Annotated in this window: 14 protein-coding genes; 4 read left to right on the top strand and 10 right to left on the bottom strand. The window is 71.8% G+C overall.

All coding sequences use genetic code 11. The features are described from left to right. Positions 1-64 precede the first annotated feature (64 nt). The 4 genes from DVK44_RS08810 to hrcA form a co-directional block, all read right to left on the bottom strand. Positions 65-814 (bottom strand): 16S rRNA (uracil(1498)-N(3))-methyltransferase, encoded by a 750-nt coding sequence (locus DVK44_RS08810; protein WP_114659147.1) that lies wholly within the window; start codon positions 812-814, stop codon positions 65-67. After that, positions 811-1899 carry a nitronate monooxygenase gene (locus DVK44_RS08815; RefSeq protein WP_114659148.1) on the bottom strand — a complete coding sequence of 363 codons (1089 nt, stop codon included), beginning with the start codon at positions 1897-1899 and terminating at the stop codon, positions 811-813. The genes DVK44_RS08810 and DVK44_RS08815 overlap by 4 nt, the downstream gene beginning before the upstream one ends. Positions 1900-2060: 161 nt before the next feature. Beyond that, positions 2061-3200: a molecular chaperone DnaJ gene (dnaJ, locus tag DVK44_RS08820; RefSeq protein WP_114659149.1), complete on the bottom strand. Its 1140-nt coding sequence runs from the start codon at positions 3198-3200 to the stop codon at positions 2061-2063. Beyond that, entirely contained in the window at positions 3201-4217 is a 1017-nt protein-coding gene (hrcA, locus tag DVK44_RS08825; RefSeq protein ID WP_114659150.1) for a heat-inducible transcriptional repressor HrcA, read from the bottom strand. A gap of 174 nt (positions 4218-4391) precedes the next feature. On the opposite strand from hrcA, the gene DVK44_RS08830 reads away from it, so the two are divergent. Both DVK44_RS08830 and DVK44_RS08835 read left to right on the top strand, forming a co-directional pair. Continuing rightward, complete coding sequence (locus DVK44_RS08830) at positions 4392-5114, top strand: MBL fold metallo-hydrolase (RefSeq protein ID WP_114659151.1); 723 nt, start codon at positions 4392-4394, stop codon at positions 5112-5114. A gap of 32 nt (positions 5115-5146) precedes the next feature. Beyond that, positions 5147-5983 carry a DUF3097 domain-containing protein gene (locus DVK44_RS08835; protein WP_114659152.1) on the top strand — a complete coding sequence of 279 codons (837 nt, stop codon included), beginning with the start codon at positions 5147-5149 and terminating at the stop codon, positions 5981-5983. Positions 5984-6033: 50 nt separating this feature from the next. On the opposite strand, the gene hemW is transcribed toward DVK44_RS08835, so the two are convergent. Further along, positions 6034-7266, bottom strand: coding sequence for a radical SAM family heme chaperone HemW (gene hemW, locus DVK44_RS08840; protein ID WP_114659153.1), 1233 nt, complete (start codon positions 7264-7266; stop codon positions 6034-6036). A gap of 116 nt (positions 7267-7382) precedes the next feature. Then, entirely contained in the window at positions 7383-9557 is a 2175-nt protein-coding gene (locus DVK44_RS36690; RefSeq protein WP_181957431.1) for a SpoIIE family protein phosphatase, read from the bottom strand. Between the two features lie 259 nt (positions 9558-9816). Between DVK44_RS36690 and DVK44_RS08850 the strand changes: the two genes are divergently transcribed. Beyond that, complete coding sequence (locus tag DVK44_RS08850) at positions 9817-10401, top strand: response regulator (protein ID WP_114659154.1); 585 nt, start codon at positions 9817-9819, stop codon at positions 10399-10401. Between the two features lie 57 nt (positions 10402-10458). Here DVK44_RS08850 and DVK44_RS08855 read toward each other — a convergent pair whose 3' ends face one another. After that, positions 10459-12345: an AMP-dependent synthetase/ligase gene (locus DVK44_RS08855; protein WP_114659155.1), complete on the bottom strand. Its 1887-nt coding sequence runs from the start codon at positions 12343-12345 to the stop codon at positions 10459-10461. A gap of 377 nt (positions 12346-12722) precedes the next feature. Continuing rightward, positions 12723-14591 carry a translation elongation factor 4 gene (lepA, locus tag DVK44_RS08860; protein ID WP_114659156.1) on the bottom strand — a complete coding sequence of 623 codons (1869 nt, stop codon included), beginning with the start codon at positions 14589-14591 and terminating at the stop codon, positions 12723-12725. A gap of 216 nt (positions 14592-14807) precedes the next feature. Between lepA and rpsT the strand changes: the two genes are divergently transcribed. Next, entirely contained in the window at positions 14808-15074 is a 267-nt protein-coding gene (gene rpsT / locus DVK44_RS08865; RefSeq protein ID WP_114659157.1) for a 30S ribosomal protein S20, read from the top strand. A 197-nt stretch (positions 15075-15271) separates the two neighbouring features. Here rpsT and holA read toward each other — a convergent pair whose 3' ends face one another. Both holA and DVK44_RS08875 read right to left on the bottom strand, forming a co-directional pair. Continuing rightward, positions 15272-16258, bottom strand: coding sequence for a DNA polymerase III subunit delta (gene holA / locus DVK44_RS08870; RefSeq protein ID WP_114659158.1), 987 nt, complete (start codon positions 16256-16258; stop codon positions 15272-15274). Positions 16259-16376: 118 nt separating this feature from the next. Continuing rightward, a complete protein-coding gene (locus DVK44_RS08875) occupies positions 16377-16622 on the bottom strand; it encodes a hypothetical protein (protein ID WP_114659159.1) in 246 nt (81 codons plus the stop codon). Between the last annotated feature and the right edge of the window lie 14 nt (positions 16623-16636).

Genomic DNA, 16636 nt, shown 5'->3' on the forward strand with positions numbered 1-16636 from the left:
GATCGATGCTGATGATCGAATTCCGTACGGAGGCATGCTATCCGCCGTACGGTGGCCCCCGCGGTCAGGACCAGCGGCCGGTGCGGGCCATCACCAGCACGGTCGCCGCCGTACCCGCGGTGGAGGTACGCAGCACGCTGTGGCCCAGCCGGTACGGCCGGGCCCCCGCCGCCGCGAAGGCCGCCAGCTCCTCGGGGGACACGCCTCCTTCGGGCCCGACGACCAGCACGATCGAGCCCTCGGTGGGCAGTTCGGCCACGGCCAGCGCCTCGCTGCCGGCGTCCCGGTCCTCGTGCAGCACACCCGCGAAGTCCGCCGTCGCCAGCAGCGCGGCGACCTGCTTCGTACTCATCGCGCCCGCGATCTCGGGGAACCGCACCCGCCGCGACTGCTTGCCCGACTCGCGCGCGGTGGCACGCCACTTGGCGAGCGCCTTGGCGCCCCGGTCGCCCTTCCACTGGGTGATGCAGCGCGAGGCCGCCCACGGGACGATGGCGTCCACGCCGGTCTCGGTCATCGTCTCGACGGCCACCTCGCCGCGGTCGCCCTTGGGCAGCGCCTGGACGACGGTGATGTGCGGGCTCTCCGGCTCCTCCTCGGACACGGAGTCGAGCTGGACGATCAGCCGGTCCTTGCCCTCGGTGTCCAGGACGACGCAATCGGCCCACTGCCCGGTGCCGTTGGTCAGGATGACGTCCTCGCCGGGCCGCATCCGCTTCACGGAGACGGCGTGCCGTCCCTCGGGTCCTTCCAGGACGTACCGCCCGCCGCTTCCGGCGTCGAAGTGGTCCACGACGAAGACGGGCGCGGTCACGCGGTGCTCCCCGACGCGTACGGCCCGTGGGTCAACTGGCCGCGGCCCTCGTCGAGTTCGGTGAGGAGCAGCTCGATCAGCTCGGCGGCGGGCAGTTCGCGGGCCATCCGGTGCCCCTGGCCGGCCCAGAGCGCCATGCCCTGCGCGTCGCCCACGCGGGCGGCGGCCTTGCGCAGTCCGGAGGTGAGGTGGTGGACCTCCGGGTAGGCGGCGGGCGCGTACGGGCCGTGCTCGCGCATGAAGCGGTTGACGAGCCCGCGGGCGGGGCGGCCCGAGAACGCGCGGGTCAGCTCCGTCCGTACGAACAGCGGGTTGGTCATGGCCTGTTTGTGCAGCGCGTTGGCGCCGGACTCGGGGCAGACCAGGAAGGCCGTGCCGAGCTGCGCCGCGTCCGCGCCCGCCGCGAGGACGGCCGCGATCTGGCCGCCGCGCATGAGGCCGCCGGCCGCGACGACCGGAATCTGTACGGTCTCCTTGACCTGCGCCACCAGCGACAGCAGCCCGATGCCCGTGCCGTCGACGGCGGGATCGTCTCGGTGCGTGCCCTGGTGGCCGCCGGCCTCGATGCCCTGGACGCAGACGGCGTCGGCGCCGGACCACTGGGCGGCCTGGGCCTCCTCGGGGGTGGTCACCGTGACGACGGTGTACGTACCCGCCTTGGCGAAGGCGTCGAGGGTGTCCCGGGTCGGACACCCGAAGGTGAACGAGACAAGCGGTACGGGGTCGTCGAACAGGATCGCCAGCTTGGCCTCGTACGCGTCGTCCCGCCCCGACTCGGGGTCGCCGAGCGGTGTCTCGTACCAGGTGGCCTCGCCGGCGAGCTGGTTGCGGTAGACCTCGACGGCGGCGGGGTCGGCGTAGTGCGCCTGCGGCATGAAGAGGTTCACGCCGAAGGGCTGGGCGGTGAGGCCGCGGAGCTGCTTGATCTCCTCGTACATACCGTCCGCCGTCTTGTACCCGGCGGCGAGAAACCCGAGACCGCCGGCCTCGGAGACGGCCGCGGCGAGCTGCGGGCAGGACGCGCCGCCCGCCATGGGCGCCTGCACGATCGGATACCGGCAGAGATCGGTCAGTACGGAGGACATGAACGCATCGTGCCATGTCCCGTGTGACAGGTTCGAATCGGCGTCGCATCAGGCGTGTGACAGGAAAATATGACAGCAAAAGAGGGCGGGCCCGGGGGAAAATCCCCCGGGCCCGCATCCCACGAACTGCTGTCTGCGCGTTCCCGGCCGGCAAGACCCGCCTAACGCCCGTTGAACGCATCCTTGAGACGCGAGAACAGCCCCTGCTGCCCAGGCTGGAACTGGCCCGTGGGCCGTTCCTCGCCGCGCAGCTTCGCCAGTTCCCGCAGCAGCCGTTCCTGCTCCGGGTCCAGCTTCGACGGGGTCATCACCTCGACGTGCACGATCAGGTCGCCCCGGCCGCCGCCCCGCAGATGCGTGATGCCGCGCCCGTGCAGCGGGATCGACTGGCCGGACTGGGTGCCCGGCCGGACGTCGATGTCCTCCATGCCGTCCAGCGTCTCCAGCGGGCACTTCGTGCCCAGCGCCGCCGCCGTCATGGGGACCGTGACCGTGCAGTGCAGATCGTCGCCGCGCCGCTGGAACATCGGGTGGGCCAACTCGTGGATCTCCACGTAGAGATCACCGGCGGGGCCGCCGCCGGGGCCGACCTCGCCCTCGCCCGCGAGCTGGATCCGGGTGCCGTTGTCGACACCGGCCGGGATCTTGACCGTGAGCGTACGGCGCGAGCGGATACGGCCGTCGCCGGCGCACTCGGGGCACGGGGTCGGTACGACCGTACCGAAGCCCTGGCACTGCGGGCACGGCCGCGAGGTCATGACCTGGCCGAGGAACGACCGGGTGACCTGCGAGACCTCGCCCCGGCCGCGGCACATGTCGCAGGTCTGGGCGGAGGTGCCGGGCGCGGCGCCCTCGCCGGAGCACGTCGTGCAGACGACGGCCGTGTCGACCTGGATGTCCTTGGTCGTGCCGAAGGCCGCCTCGTTGAGGTCGATCTCCAGCCGGATCATGGCGTCCTGGCCGCGCCGCGTGCGCGACCGCGGGCCGCGCTGCGACGCCGTACCGAAGAACGCGTCCATGATGTCGGAGAAGTTGCCGAAGCCGCCCGCGCCGAACCCGCCCGCGCCACCGCCTCCGCCGCTCGCCGAGAGGGGGTCGCCGCCGAGGTCGTAGACCTGCTTCTTCTGCGGGTCCGACAACACCTCGTACGCGGCGTTGATCTCCTTGAAGCGTTCCTGCGTCTTGGGATCGGGGTTGACATCCGGGTGCAGCTCGCGGGCGAGCCGCCGGAATGCCTTCTTGATCTCGTCCTGAGAAGCGTCGCGGCGCACGCCGAGTACGGCGTAGTAGTCCGTGGCCACTTACGACTCCGCCAGGATCTGTCCGACGTAACGTGCCACTGCGCGTACCGCTCCCATCGTTCCGGGGTAGTCCATGCGGGTCGGTCCGACCACGCCGAGTTTTGCGACTGCCTCGTCGCCCGAACCGTAGCCGACCGCGACGACGGACGTGGAGTTGAGGCCCTCATGGGCGTTCTCGTGCCCGATACGTACGGTCATGCCCGGGTCGGCGGCCTCACCGAGCAGCTTGAGGAGCACCACATGCTCCTCCAGTGCCTCCAGCACCGGCCGGATGGTCAGAGGGAAATCGTGTCCGAAGCGGGTGATGTTGGCGGTGCCGCCGATCATCAGCCGCTCCTCGGTCTCCTCGACCAGGGTTTCGAGCAGGATCGACAGCACCGTGGAGACGGTCCCGCGGTCCTCCTGCTCGAACGAGTCGGGCAGGTCCTGCACCAGCTGCGGGACGTCCGCGAAGCGGCGTCCGACGATCCGGCTGTTGAGCCGGGCCCGCAGATCCGCGAGCGAGGTCTCGCCGAAGGGCGCCGGGCAGTCGACCATACGCTGTTCGACCCGGCCGGTGTCCGTGATCAGGACGAGCATCAGCCGGGCGGGCGCGAGAGCCAGCAGCTCCACGTGCCGCACCGTCGACCGGGTCAGCGAGGGGTACTGGACGACGGCGACCTGCCGGGTCAGCTGCGCCAGCAGCCGTACCGTACGGCCCACGACGTCGTCGAGGTCGACCGCGCCGTCCAGAAGATTCTGGATGGCCCGGCGCTCGGGCAGCGACAGGGGCTTGACGCCGGCCAGCCGGTCGACGAAGAGCCGGTAGCCCTTGTCGGTCGGGATGCGTCCGGCGCTGGTGTGCGGCTGGGCGATGAAGCCCTCGTCCTCCAGCACCGCCATGTCGTTGCGGACGGTGGCCGGGGAGACCCCCAGCTTGTGCCGCTCGGTGAGGGCCTTGGAGCCGACGGGCTCCTCCGTGCCGACGTAGTCCTGGACGATCGCGCGCAGCACCTCAAGCCTGCGTTCGCTGAGCATGCGGCACACCTCCAGCTGTCGTCCGTCGGATCTGCTTGGCACTCGCTCATGTGGAGTGCCAGTACTCCCCGTGCCAGTGTACGGCCGTGAACCGGACCCCTAGCAAGGGCGACCGACCACGCTACCTCGCCCATTACCCGGACCGGCGCCGGGTGACTCCCGTAGCGTCCCGGTATGGACGTCCATTGGGAAGAGCACGGGTGGGAAGAGCTGGCTCCGGGGGTCGGGCGGCGGCGGCTGCCGCGCTGGGACGCGACGGTCGGTGTGGTGGCCGGGGAGGACGGGGTGCTGCTGTTCGACACGGGGTCGTCGGTCCGGGAGGGCGCCGAACTGCACGCGCAGGTACGGTCGCTGCTCGGCGGGCGGCGCGTGACACATGTCGCACTCAGCCATCTCCATTTCGATCATGTGCTGGGTACGGCGGCGTTCGCCGGGGCAGCGGTGTACGGCCCTTCGGGCATGCCGGAGCTGCTGGCCGGCGGCGCCGACGAGCTGTACGAGGACGCCGTACGGGAGGGCGCGGAGCCCGCGGAGTCGGCGGCGGCGGTGCAGCTGCTGGAGCCCCCCGCGCGCGTGGTGGCCGGGGAGCTGACGCTGGACCTGGGCGGCCGGCGGGTGCTGCTGGCGAACGCGGGGCCCGGGCACACCGGGCACGATCTGGCGATGCTGGCGCCGGGCTACCCGGGGGTCGTCTTCTGCGGCGATCTCGTCGAGGAGTCCGGGGAGCCGCAGGCGGGCCCGGACGCGGACCCGGCGGGCTGGCCGGCCGCCCTGGACCGGCTGCTGGCACTGGGCGGCTCGGACGCGCTGTACGTGCCGGGGCACGGGGAGGTGGTGGACGCGGTGTTCGTACGGGCGCAACGCGACGCGCTGGCCGCGCGGTTCGGCGTGTCGTAGCCGCCGCGCGCGGTGCGGCCTATCGTCTTCGGATGCGCAGCTACAGCCCCGACCTGACCCCGCCGTGGAAGAAGCGGGCCACGCCCGCGCCGGAGGTCCCCGCCGAGCCCGATCTGGTGGTCGAGGAGGTGGTGACGGGCTTCTGCGGCGCGGTGATCCGCTGCGAGAAAACGGCGGAGGGCCCGACGGTGACTCTTGAGGACCGTTTCCTCAAACACCGGGTTTTCCCGCTGGTCCCGGGCGGCTTCCTGCTGGAGGGCCGGGTGGTGACCCTGGTCCGCCCGACGGGTCAGGGCACGGCCGCCCCTGCCCGGCCGGCCCGTACGGCGTCGGGATCGGTCGCGGTGCCCGGCGCCCGGGCCCGGGTCGCGCGGGCGGGCCGGATCTATGTGGAGGGCCGGCACGACGCCGAGCTGGTCGAGAAGGTCTGGGGCGACGATCTGCGTATCGAGGGCGTGGTCGTGGAGTACCTGGGCGGCATCGACGACCTCCCCGCCGTCGTCACCGACTTCGCCCCGGCCCCGGACGCCCGGCTGGGCGTCCTGGTCGACCACCTGGTCCCGGGCTCGAAGGAGTCCCGTATCGCGGCGGCGGTGACGGGCGCGGACGTCCTGGTGGTGGGCCACCCGTACATCGACGTCTGGGAAGCGGTGAAACCGTCCTCGGTGGGCATCCCGGAGTGGCCGCGGGTCCCTAGGGGCGAGGACTGGAAGACGGGCGTCTGCCGCGCCCTGGGCTGGCCGGAGAACACGGGGGCGGCCTGGCAGCACATCCTGTCGAAGGTGCGCACGTACCGGGACCTGGAGCCGGCGCTGCTGGGGCGGGTGGAGGAGCTGATCGACTTCGTCACGGCCGGCAGTGACGCCTGACCTGGCACAGCGCCCCGCCCGATCCCGCCGGGCTTCACCCCGGCGGGTGATCAGTCCACCAGGTCCCTGACGACCGCGTCCGCCAGCAGCCGTCCCCGCAGGGTCAGCACCGCGCGGCCCTCCGTGTAAGGACCGCTCTCCAGGAGGCCGTCCCTTACCGCGCGGGCCGCGGCGGAGGCGCCCGCCGGGTGCAGCAGGGACAGCTCGCAGCCGTCGCGGAGCCGCAGCTCCAGGAGGATGCGCTCCACGCGGCGGTCGTCGTCGGCGAGGATCTCGCGGCCCGCGCCGGGTGAGCGGCCCTCCGCCAGGGCCGCCGCGTAGGCGCCCGGGTGCTTCACGTTCCACCAGCGGACGCCGCCCACATGGCTGTGGGCGCCGGGGCCCGCGCCCCACCAGTCGGCGCCGCGCCAGTACAGCTCGTTGTGAAGGCAGCGGGCGGCCTCGGAGGTGGCCCAGTTGGACACCTCGTACCAGGAGAAACCGGCCTTCGCGAGCACCTCGTCCGCGATCAGATAGCGGTCGGCGTGCTCGTCGTCGTCCGTCATCGGGACCTCGCCGCGCCGGATCCGGCGGGCAAGTCCGGTGCCCTCCTCGACGATCAGGGCGTACGCGGAGATATGGTCCGGGCCCGCGCCCACGGCCGCCGCGAGCGAGGCGCGCCAGTCGTCGTCGGTCTCGCCCGGAGTGCCGTAGATCAGATCGAGATTGACATGCTCGAAGCCCGCCGCGCGGGCCTCCGCGACGCATGCCTCGGGCCGGCCGGGGGTATGGGTGCGGTCCAGGACCTTCAGGACGTGCTGCTTCGCGCTCTGCATTCCGAAGGAGATCCGGTTGAAACCCCCCTCCCGCAGCGCCGCCAGATACGCCGGATCCACCGATTCCGGATTCGCCTCGGTGGTGATCTCCGCGTCGTCCGCGAGCCCGAACTCGTCCCGGACGGCCGCCAGCATCCGTGCGAGGTCGGCGGCGGCCAGCAGGGTGGGCGTGCCGCCGCCGACGAAGACCGTACGGACCTGCCGCGGGTCGTCGCCGAGCACCTTCCTGGCCAGCCGGACCTCGTCGGCGAGGGTCTCCGCGTAGTTGTCGCGGGAGGCGAGGACACCGCCCGAGCCGCGCAGCTCGGTCGCCGTGTACGTGTTGAAGTCGCAGTAGCCGCAGCGGGTCGCGCAGTACGGAACGTGCAGGTAGAAGCCGAGGGGCCGGTCCGCCGCGCCCGCCAGGGCGTGCGGGGGCAGCGCGCCGGTCTCGGGCATGGGGTCACCGTCGGGCAGTGCGGAAGGCATACCCACCAGTGTCCCGCACCGGACGCGCGACGCGGTCCGGTCCCGGGGCGGGGCCGGGTCGGGGCCGGGGTGTACGGGGGCAGGGGGCGGGCCGTGGCCCCGTACCCCCGCGCCCCTCACTCCGCCTGGAACACCAGCAGCGCCATGTCGTCGCCCGGCGGCGTCTCCGCGAACTCGTGCACCGCCCGCCGTATCCGCTCCGCCACGCCCTGTGCCGTCAGCCCCACGCACCCCGCCAGGGCCCTGGCGAGCCCGTCGCCGTCGTCCAGCAGCCGGCCGCCCGAGCGGCGCTCGGTGACGCCGTCCGTGACGCAGAGCAGCGTGTCGCCGGGCATCAGGTCGAACGTGCTGCTCTCGTACGCGACCTTGTCGACCACCCCGAGGAGCACCTGCGGCTCGGCCGCCGTCACGACGGTGCCGTCCGGGCGCAGCAGCAGCGGCAGCGGGTGGCCGGCGCTGGCGAGGGTGCAGCGTACGCCGCCGCCCTCGCCGGGCAGCGGCATCAGCTCGCCGTACAGCAGCGACAGGAAGCGGGCCTGGCCGCTCTCCGGCGGCCCCGGCGCGTACAGCTGCGCGGTGGCCGCGCCGGGGACCGTCCCGGCGGGGAACGCGGCGGCGGCGCCTGCCGCGCCCACGACGACCGCCGGTGCCGCCGATTCCGCCGCCTCGGTCGCGTCGTCGAGCAGCAGCCGGTTCAGCCGGTCGAGGACCGCGCCGACCCGGTAGCCCTCGCGGGCGAGCAGCCGCAGCCAGGGGCGGGCGAGGCCGGTGACGACGGCGGCCTCGGGGCCACTGCCCTGGACGTCGCCGAGCATGAAGCACCAGCGGTCGCCGGGCGGGCACGGGAAGACGTCGTAGAAGTCGCCGCCCGCGAGCCCGTCGCCGCTCGGCTCGTACACCAGGGCGCTGGCGATGCCGGGGATCCGCGCCACCTGGCTGGGCAGCAGCCCGCGCTGGAGGACACGGCTGATGGTGACCTGGCGGGTGTAGCGGCGGGCCGCGCCGATCGCGAGGGCGACCCGCCGGGCGAAGTCCTCGACCAGCTCGGTGACTTCGTCGGGGACGGCGACGCGGCCCGGCCGGCCGAGCATGAGGGTGCCGAGGACCCGGCCGTTCGCGAACAGCCGGCAGGCGAGCGCGGCGCCGCCCCCGGAGCCGCCGTCCGTATCCGCCGCGTCCGCCGAGCCCTCCGCTTCCGCCGAGCCCGCCGCTTCCTTCAAGCCCGTCGCGTCCGGCGCCCCCGTATCCGACTCCGTACCCGAACCCATACCCGCCTCCGTACCCGGCCACGGGACCCGCACCGGGTCTCCCCGGGGCGGGTCCGGCAGCCGCGGCGGCGCCTTCTCCAGCGCGGCGCGCAGCGGCTCGATCCGGGACTCGTCGGCGTGCCAGACGCGGGCGAGGCGGGGTGCGGCGCCGGACTGGCCGTCCTCGCCGTCCAGCCAGACCACGCACCACTCCGCGAGCCGGGGGACGAGCAGTTGGGTGGCGAGCGCCGCGACGAGTTCCTCGTCGAGCTGTCCGGCGAGCAGTTCGGACGCCTCCGCGAGGAAGGAGAGCGCGCCCCGGCCCGCCCACTGCGGCCCGTCGCGGACCGGGCGCCGGGAGACCGGCGCGAGGATCTCGGCGGCCCGCAGACCGCGGCGCAGGGCGGGTTCGGCGGGCCGGCCCGGCGCGGTGTCGCGGCCTTCGAGCGGCAGCCGGGCCCAGACGGTCTTGAGGCCCGGGCGGTAGGTGATGCCCCAGCGTTCGGCGAGGGCGGCGACGAGTTGCAGCCCCCGGCCGTACTCGGAGATACCTTCCGGCGGCTGTTCCCGGGTGTGCTCCCGCGCCCGCTCGCGCAGGTCGTCGGGGTCCCCGGGCTCGCTCTGTATCGCGCGGTCGGGGTGGTGGTCGGAGACTTCGAGGACGACGGCGGGCGGCTCGTCGTCCTCGCCGCCGGGTGTCCCGGCGGGTGTCTCCAGCCGGCAGAGCACCTCGACGGTCGTCCCCGCGTGCACCACCGCGTTGGTGACGAGTTCGTCGACGATCAGCACCGCGTCGTCCGCGAGCAGATCGGTGCTGTGCCGGCCGGGCGAGCAGCGCCCGTCGCCGTGGCAGAAGGTACAGGTGGCGAGCAGCCCGAGGCTGGTCCAGTCGGCGAGCGCCGCGCGCGCGAAGCGACGGGCGGCGGACGGGGCGAGCGGATTGCCGGGCAGACTGGTACGTGATGTGGACCGCGCGCCCCCACGTAACGGCACCTGGGATGCCGGAAGGTGAAGGGTGTCGCGCGGAATCGGAATGGGCCCCACTGCGGCTCCTGATCCGGTTCTGGCGTTGTGCCGCTTACGATCCCGACAGCGTGACAGACGGAACGCGTTCCTACGCACCGAGTCAGGGAAGTGGGCGGAGATTGTTCCCGGGTATTGACAGCGGCACGTGCGCGGGGATCAAGGACAACGACGACGTCACGACACGCGTCCAAACGAACCGAACGGTGTGCGGAACCGCTCCGAACAGAGCATTCTTGCCTGCCTGGCCGAAACACAAGGGCCGGACAAGGAGAACGGGATGAGCAGGACAACAGTCACCACCGAGCGCGCGAGCATTCTGCTCGTCGATGACATGGAGGACAATCTCGTCGCGCTCGAAGCGGTGCTGGCCTCGCTGGACGAGCCGCTCGTACGGGCCCGTTCGGGCCAGGAGGCGGTACGGGCGCTGCTGGCGCAGCCGTTCGCGGTCGTTTTGCTGGATGTGCGGATGCCGGGGATGGACGGCTTCGAGACCGCGTACCGGATCAAGCGGCTGGACCGGGCCAAGGACATCCCGATCATCTTCCTGAACGGGCCTGACTCCGACAGCGGTTACGCGTTCCGGGGGTACGCCACGGGCGCGGCGGACTTCCTGACCAAGCCGTTCGACCCGTGGATGCTGCGCGCGAAGGTCAGTGTCTTCCTCGATCTGCACCGCAAGAAGCGGGCGTTGGAGCGGGCGCTGACCCGGGAGCAGGAGCAGCTCGGGGAGATCGCGGGGCGGCTGTCGTCGATCGAGGATGTGCTGCGCAGCGCGGCGCCCGACGAACTGGCGCTGCTGGGACCTCAGTTGGCGCGGATAGAGGACACCTTGGGCGAACTGCGGCGCGGACGGGGGGAGTAGCGCGGCCGGCGCGCCACTCCCCCCGTACCGCTCACCCGCGCTACTCCCTCGCGCGGCTCACGCCTCCCGGGTGCCCGCGTACATCTCCTCGATCAGGTCCTTGTACTCCCGCTCCACGGCGGGCCTCTTGAGCTTGAGGCTCGGGGTCAGCTCACCGTGCTCGATGTCCAGGTCGCGCGGGAGCAGCCGGAACTTCTTGATGGTCTGCCAGCGCTGGAGACCCTCGTTGAGCCGCTTCACATAGCCGTCGATGAGCCGCTCGGCCGCCGCCGAGCCGACGACCTCCGCGTACGGCTTGCCCGCCATGCCGTTCTCGGCCGCCCAGGCCAGGATGGCCGGTTCGTCGAGCGCGATCAGCGCCGTGCAGAAGTTGCGGTCGGCGCCGTGCACCAGGATGTTGGAGACGAACGGGCATACGGCCTTGAAGCGGCCCTCGACCTCGGCCGGGGCGATGTACTTGCCGCCGGAGGTCTTGATCAGGTCCTTCTTGCGGTCGGTGATCCGCAGGAATCCGTCGACCGACAGCTCCCCGATGTCACCGGTGTGGAACCAGCCGTCGGGCTCCAGCACCTCCGCGGTCTTCTCCGGCAGCCCGTGGTAGCCGTCCATGATCCCCGGGCCGCGCAGCAGGATCTCGCCGTCGTCGGCGATCCGTACCTCGGTGGCGGCCAGCGGCTTGCCGACCGTACCGGTGCGGTACGCCTCGCCCGGGTTGACGAAGCTGGCCGCGCTCGACTCGGTCAGCCCGTACCCCTCCAGGATGTGGATCCCGGCGCCGGAGAAGAAGTAGCCGATGTCGGGCGCGAGCGCCGCCGAGCCGGAGATCGCGGCGCGCAGCCGGCCGCCGAACGCCTCGCGGAGCTTGGCGTAGACGAGCGCGTCGGCGACCTTGTGCTTGGCGCCGAGGGCGAACGGGACGGACTTGGTGCCGGTGCGGCGGAAGTTGTCCTGAGCGACCTTGGCGTGCTCGCGGGCGACACCGGCCGCCCACTGGAAGATCTTGTACTTGGCGCCGCCACCGGCCCGCGCCTTGGCCGCGACCCCGTTGTAGACCTTTTCGAAGATGCGCGGTACGGCGGCCATGTAGGTCGGGCGGACCACCGGCAGATTCTCGATGATCTTGTCGACCCGGCCGTCCACGGCGGTGACATGGCCGGCCTCGATCTGGCCGGAAGTGAGCGCCTTGCCGAAGACATGGGCGAGCGGCAGCCACAGGTACTGGACGTCGTCGGGGCCGATCAGCCCCGTGGCCATCATGGCCTTCGCCATGTACGACCAGTTGTCGTGCGTCAGCCGTACGCCCTTGGGGCGGCCGGTGGTGCCGGAGGTGTAGATCAGGGTGGCGAGCTGGGTGGCCTCGATCGCGGCCACCCGCTCCTTGACCGCCTCCGGGTTCTTCGCCAGATACTCCGCGCCGCGCGCCTCCAGGTCGGCGAGCGAGAGCACCCAGTCCTCCGGGTCGCCCTCGGCGGGCAGCGCGTCGGCCGCCTCGATCACCACGACATGGGCGAGATCGGGCAGCCCGGCCCGGCTCTCGCGGGCCTTGGCCAGCTGGGCCGCGTCCTCGGCGATCAGCACCCGGCTGCCGGAGTCGGCGAGGATGTACGCGGCCTCCTCGGCGTTGGTCGAGGGGTAGACGGTGGTGGTGGCGGCGCCCGCGCACATCACGCCGAAGTCCGCGAGGATCCAGTCGACCCGGGTGGCGGAGGCGAGCGCGACGCGCTCCTCGGGCCGTATGCCCAGCGTGATCAGGCCGGCGGCCACCGCGTAGACGCGTTCGGCCGCGGCGCTCCAGGTCAGCGTGCGCCAGTCGTCGGGGCCGCCCGCGGCGGACGGTACGGGGTAGCGGTAGGCGTCCCTGTCCGGCGTGGCGGCCACCCGCTCAACGAAGAGGGCGGCCACCGAGGGCGGCCGGTTCTCGATCAAGTTCTGTGTGTCGCTCACGACATCCTCCGGGGCCCGCGGCTGCGCTGCGTGACTGGCTGAGTGGGTGGGTGGGGTGGGTGACTGAATCGGTGGCTGCGTGGGGGGCTGCTCGGGGGTGCTGTATCGGGGACGGCTGAAGGGAACGCTGAATAAGGTGACTTACGAGTAACTAACCGATGAGTAACCGTGCGTCGCGATCAGACTAGAGGCCCTCCGGCCGGTGCGTAAGGGGCCGTGACACTCCGTTTCACGGCGAACGGGCTCCCGCGACGGCTCCGGGACCGGGACCAGGACCGGCCTGGGACGGCTCCGGAAGCACGAAGGGTCCCCGCGCCGTCGCGCGGGGACCCGTCACCTCTCCCGTGTCCCGTTCCCGTCCCTGCCGCTTCCCGCGCCTACTTCTTCGCCTTGCCGCCGGACTCGTCGCTGGAGAGCACCGCGATGAACGCCTCCTGCGGGACCTCCACGCTGCCGACCATCTTCATCCGCTTCTTGCCCTCCTTCTGCTTCTCCAGCAGCTTCCGCTTCCGGGAGATGTCACCGCCGTAGCACTTGGCGAGAACGTCCTTGCGGATGGCGCGGATCGTCTCGCGGGCGATGACCCGGGAGCCGATGGCCGCCTGGATGGGCACCTCGAACGCCTGCCGCGGGATGAGTCCGCGCAGCGTGGCGACGAGCCGGACGCCGTACGCGTACGCCTGGTCCCGGTGGGTGATCGCCGAGAAGGCGTCGACCTTGTCGCCGTGCAGCAGGATGTCGACCTTGACCAGGTTGGCGCTCTGCTCACCGGTGGGCTCGTAGTCGAGCGAGGCGTAGCCCCGGGTCTTGGACTTCAGCTGGTCGAAGAAGTCGAAGACGATCTCGGCGAGCGGCAGGGTGTAGCGGATCTCGACCCGGTCCTCGGAGAGGTAGTCCATACCGAGGAGCGTGCCGCGGCGGGCCTGGCACAGCTCCATGATCGAGCCGATGAACTCGCTCGGCGCCAGGATCGTGGCCCGGACGACCGGCTCGTGCACCGAGTCGATCTTGCCTTCGGGGAACTCGCTCGGGTTGGTGACCGTGTGCTCGCTGCCGTCCTCCATCAGGACGCGGTAGACCACGTTGGGGGCGGTGGCGATCAGTTCGAGCCCGAACTCGCGCTCCAGCCGCTCCCTGATCACGTCGAGGTGCAGCAGTCCGAGGAAGCCGACGCGGAAACCGAAGCCGAGGGCCGCGGAGGTCTCCGGCTCGTACACCAGCGCGGCGTCGTTGAGCTGGAGCTTGTCGAGGGCGTCGCGCAGCTCGGGGTAGTCCGAGCCGTCCAGCGGATAGAGGCCCGAGAACACCATCGGCTTGGGGTCCTTGTAGCCGCCGAGCGCTTCGGTGGCGCCCTTGCTGAGGGTGGTGATCGTGTCACCGACCTTCGACTGACGGACGTCCTTCACGCCGGTGATGATGTAGCCCACCTCGCCGACGCCGATGCCGTCGGCCGGGGTCATCTCCGGGGACGAGACACCGATCTCCAGCAGTTCGTGGGTGGCGCCGGTCGACATCATCCGGATGCGCTCGCGCTTGCTGAGCTGGCCGTCGACGACCCTGACGTAGGTCACGACGCCGCGGTACGAGTCGTAGACGGAGTCGAAGATCATCGCGCGGGCGGGGGCGTCCGCGACGCCGACCGGCGCCGGTACGTCCCGGACCACCCGGTCGAGCAGCGCGTCCACGCCGACGCCGGTCTTCGCGGAGACCCGCAGGACGTCCTCCGGCTGGCACCCGATGAGGTTCGCCAGCTCCTCGGCGAACTTCTCCGGCTGGGCGGCCGGCAGGTCGATCTTGTTGAGCACCGGGACGATGGTGAGGTCGTTCTCCATCGCGAGATAGAGGTTGGCGAGGGTCTGCGCCTCGATCCCCTGGGCGGCGTCGACCAGCAGGACCGTGCCCTCGCAGGCGGCGAGCGACCGGGACACCTCGTACGTGAAGTCCACGTGGCCGGGCGTGTCGATCATGTTCAGGACATGGGTCGTCCCCTCGTCCTCCCCCGTCCGGGGGGCCCAGGGCAGCCGGACCGCCTGGGATTTGATCGTGATGCCGCGCTCGCGCTCGATATCCATCCGGTCGAGGTACTGAGCGCGCATCTGCCGCTGGTCGACCACCCCGGTCAACTGGAGCATCCGGTCGGCGAGGGTCGACTTGCCGTGGTCGATGTGCGCGATGATGCAGAAGTTACGGAGCAGCGCCGGGTCCGTACGGCTGGGCTCGGGCACGTGGCTGGGGGTCGCGGGCACGCAGGGTCCTGATTCTTGAGACGCGCGGCGTCTCGTCTCGGGTCGACTCGGATCGATACGTAGGCTCCATCGTCCCACGGGTGCGGGACTGCGCCCGGTTTGGGCCGGTCGGAGGGTCGCTGGTACCGTGGACAGCTGTGTCTCGTGCCTTCTTCGGCGCGGGACCTGCTTCAGACAGCGTTGTACCGAATCACCGAACCTGAGAAGGCTCTTAACGTGGCGAACATCAAGTCCCAGATCAAGCGGAACAAGACCAACGAGAAGGCACGCCTGCGCAACAAGGCTGTCAAGTCGTCGCTCAAGACCGCGATCCGCAAGGCCCGCGAGGCCGCTGTTGCCGGTGACGTCGAGAAGGCCACCGCGGCTTCCCGTGAGGCGTCCCGCCAGCTCGACAAGGCCGTCTCGAAGGGTGTCATCCACAAGAACGCCGCCGCCAACAAGAAGTCGGCGCTGGCCGCCAAGGTTGCCACCCTCCAGGGCTGAGCACTCTCTGCTTGATTGATCGCCGGAAGGGACTCAGCGGGCCCTCTCTACCGCTCCCGGCCGCGATCGCCCGGACTCGCACACGACTGCGTTCGCCACGCGGGTGCGCGTCCACCTGGTTCCTGCCGAGGCCCCGGGTCCGTCCTGCGAAGGACGGGCCCGGGGCCTCGGCGTATCCCGGCTGCTCGGGTGCGCGGTCAGCGGCCGGCGCGGGCCGCTCGGGCGATCGCGACGACGGCCTTCTCCAACGCGTACTCCGGGTCGTCGCCGCCGCCCTTGACGCCCGCGTCCGCCTCCGCGACCGCCCGCAGCGCGGTCGCCACCCCGTCCGGGGTCCAGCCGCGCATCTGCTGGCGCACCCGGTCGATCTTCCACGGCGGCATGCCCAGCTCACGGGCGAGATCGGCGGGCCGGCCGCCCCGGGCCGACGAGAGCTTGCCGATGGCCCGTACGCCCTGGGCGAGGGCGCTGGTGATCAGTACGGGAGCGACACCCGTCGACAGCGACCAGCGCAGCGCCTCCAGCGCCTCGGCGGCCCGGCCCTCCACCGCGCGGTCGGCGACATTGAAGCTGGACGCCTCGGCGCGGCCCGTGTAGTAGCGCCCAACGACCGCCTCGTCGATGGTGCCCTCGACATCGGCGGCGAGCTGGGTGACGGCGCTCGCCAGCTCACGCAGATCGCTGCCGATCGCGTCGACGAGCCCCTGGCACGCCTCCGGTGTGGCCGACCGGCCGATGGCGCGGAACTCCGCGCGGACGAAGGTGAGCCGCTCCGCGGGCTTGGTCGTCTTCGGACAGGCGACCTCGCGGGCGCCCGCCTTGCGGGCGGCGTCCAGCAGCGCCTTGCCCTTGGCCCCGCCCGCGTGCAGCAGGACGAGGGTGATCTCCTCGGCGGGCGCGGCCAGATACGCCTTGACGTCCTTGACCGTGTCGGCGGACAGGTCGTGCGCGTTCCGTACGACGACGACCTTGCGCTCGGCGAAGAGCGAGGGGCTGGTCAGCTCGGCGAGGGTGCCGGGCTGGAGCTGATCGGAGGTGAGGTCGCGTACGTCCGTGTCGGCGTCGGAGGCGCGGGCCGCCGCCACCACCTGCTGCACGGCGCGGTCGAGCAGCAGGTCCTCCTGGCCCACGGCGAGGGTGAGCGGGGCGAGCGGATCGTCGGTGGAAGCTTTTCTGGTGGCCATCGTGGTCCACGATCTCATGGCCCACTGACAACGGGCCGCCGCGAGCGGGCCGCCGGCGGCGGGCCGGAGCAGCCGTCGGCGTGTGGTGCCGCCGTCGTCGTGCGGTGCTGCCCCGGCGCTACGACTCCTCCCGCCAGCCGTCCCAGTCGGCGACGAACGCGTCCAGCTCCGTACCGTCGAGCCGGGCCTCCGGGTCCTCCACGACCACCAGCCACTGGGCGTCCTCGGCGTCGTCCTCGCCGGCCAGCGCGTCCCGTACCAGCTGGGGTTCCTCGCGCACCGCGAATCGCTCGCCGAGCGCCTGCGCCACCTCCTCGGCGGCGTCGCGGTCGGGCAGCACCAGCACATGTCTCACATCGCTCACGGCGGCATTCTTCC

Origin of the sequence: Streptomyces paludis (assembly GCF_003344965.1) — a bacterium.
Lineage (GTDB): Bacteria > Actinomycetota > Actinomycetes > Streptomycetales > Streptomycetaceae > Streptomyces > Streptomyces paludis.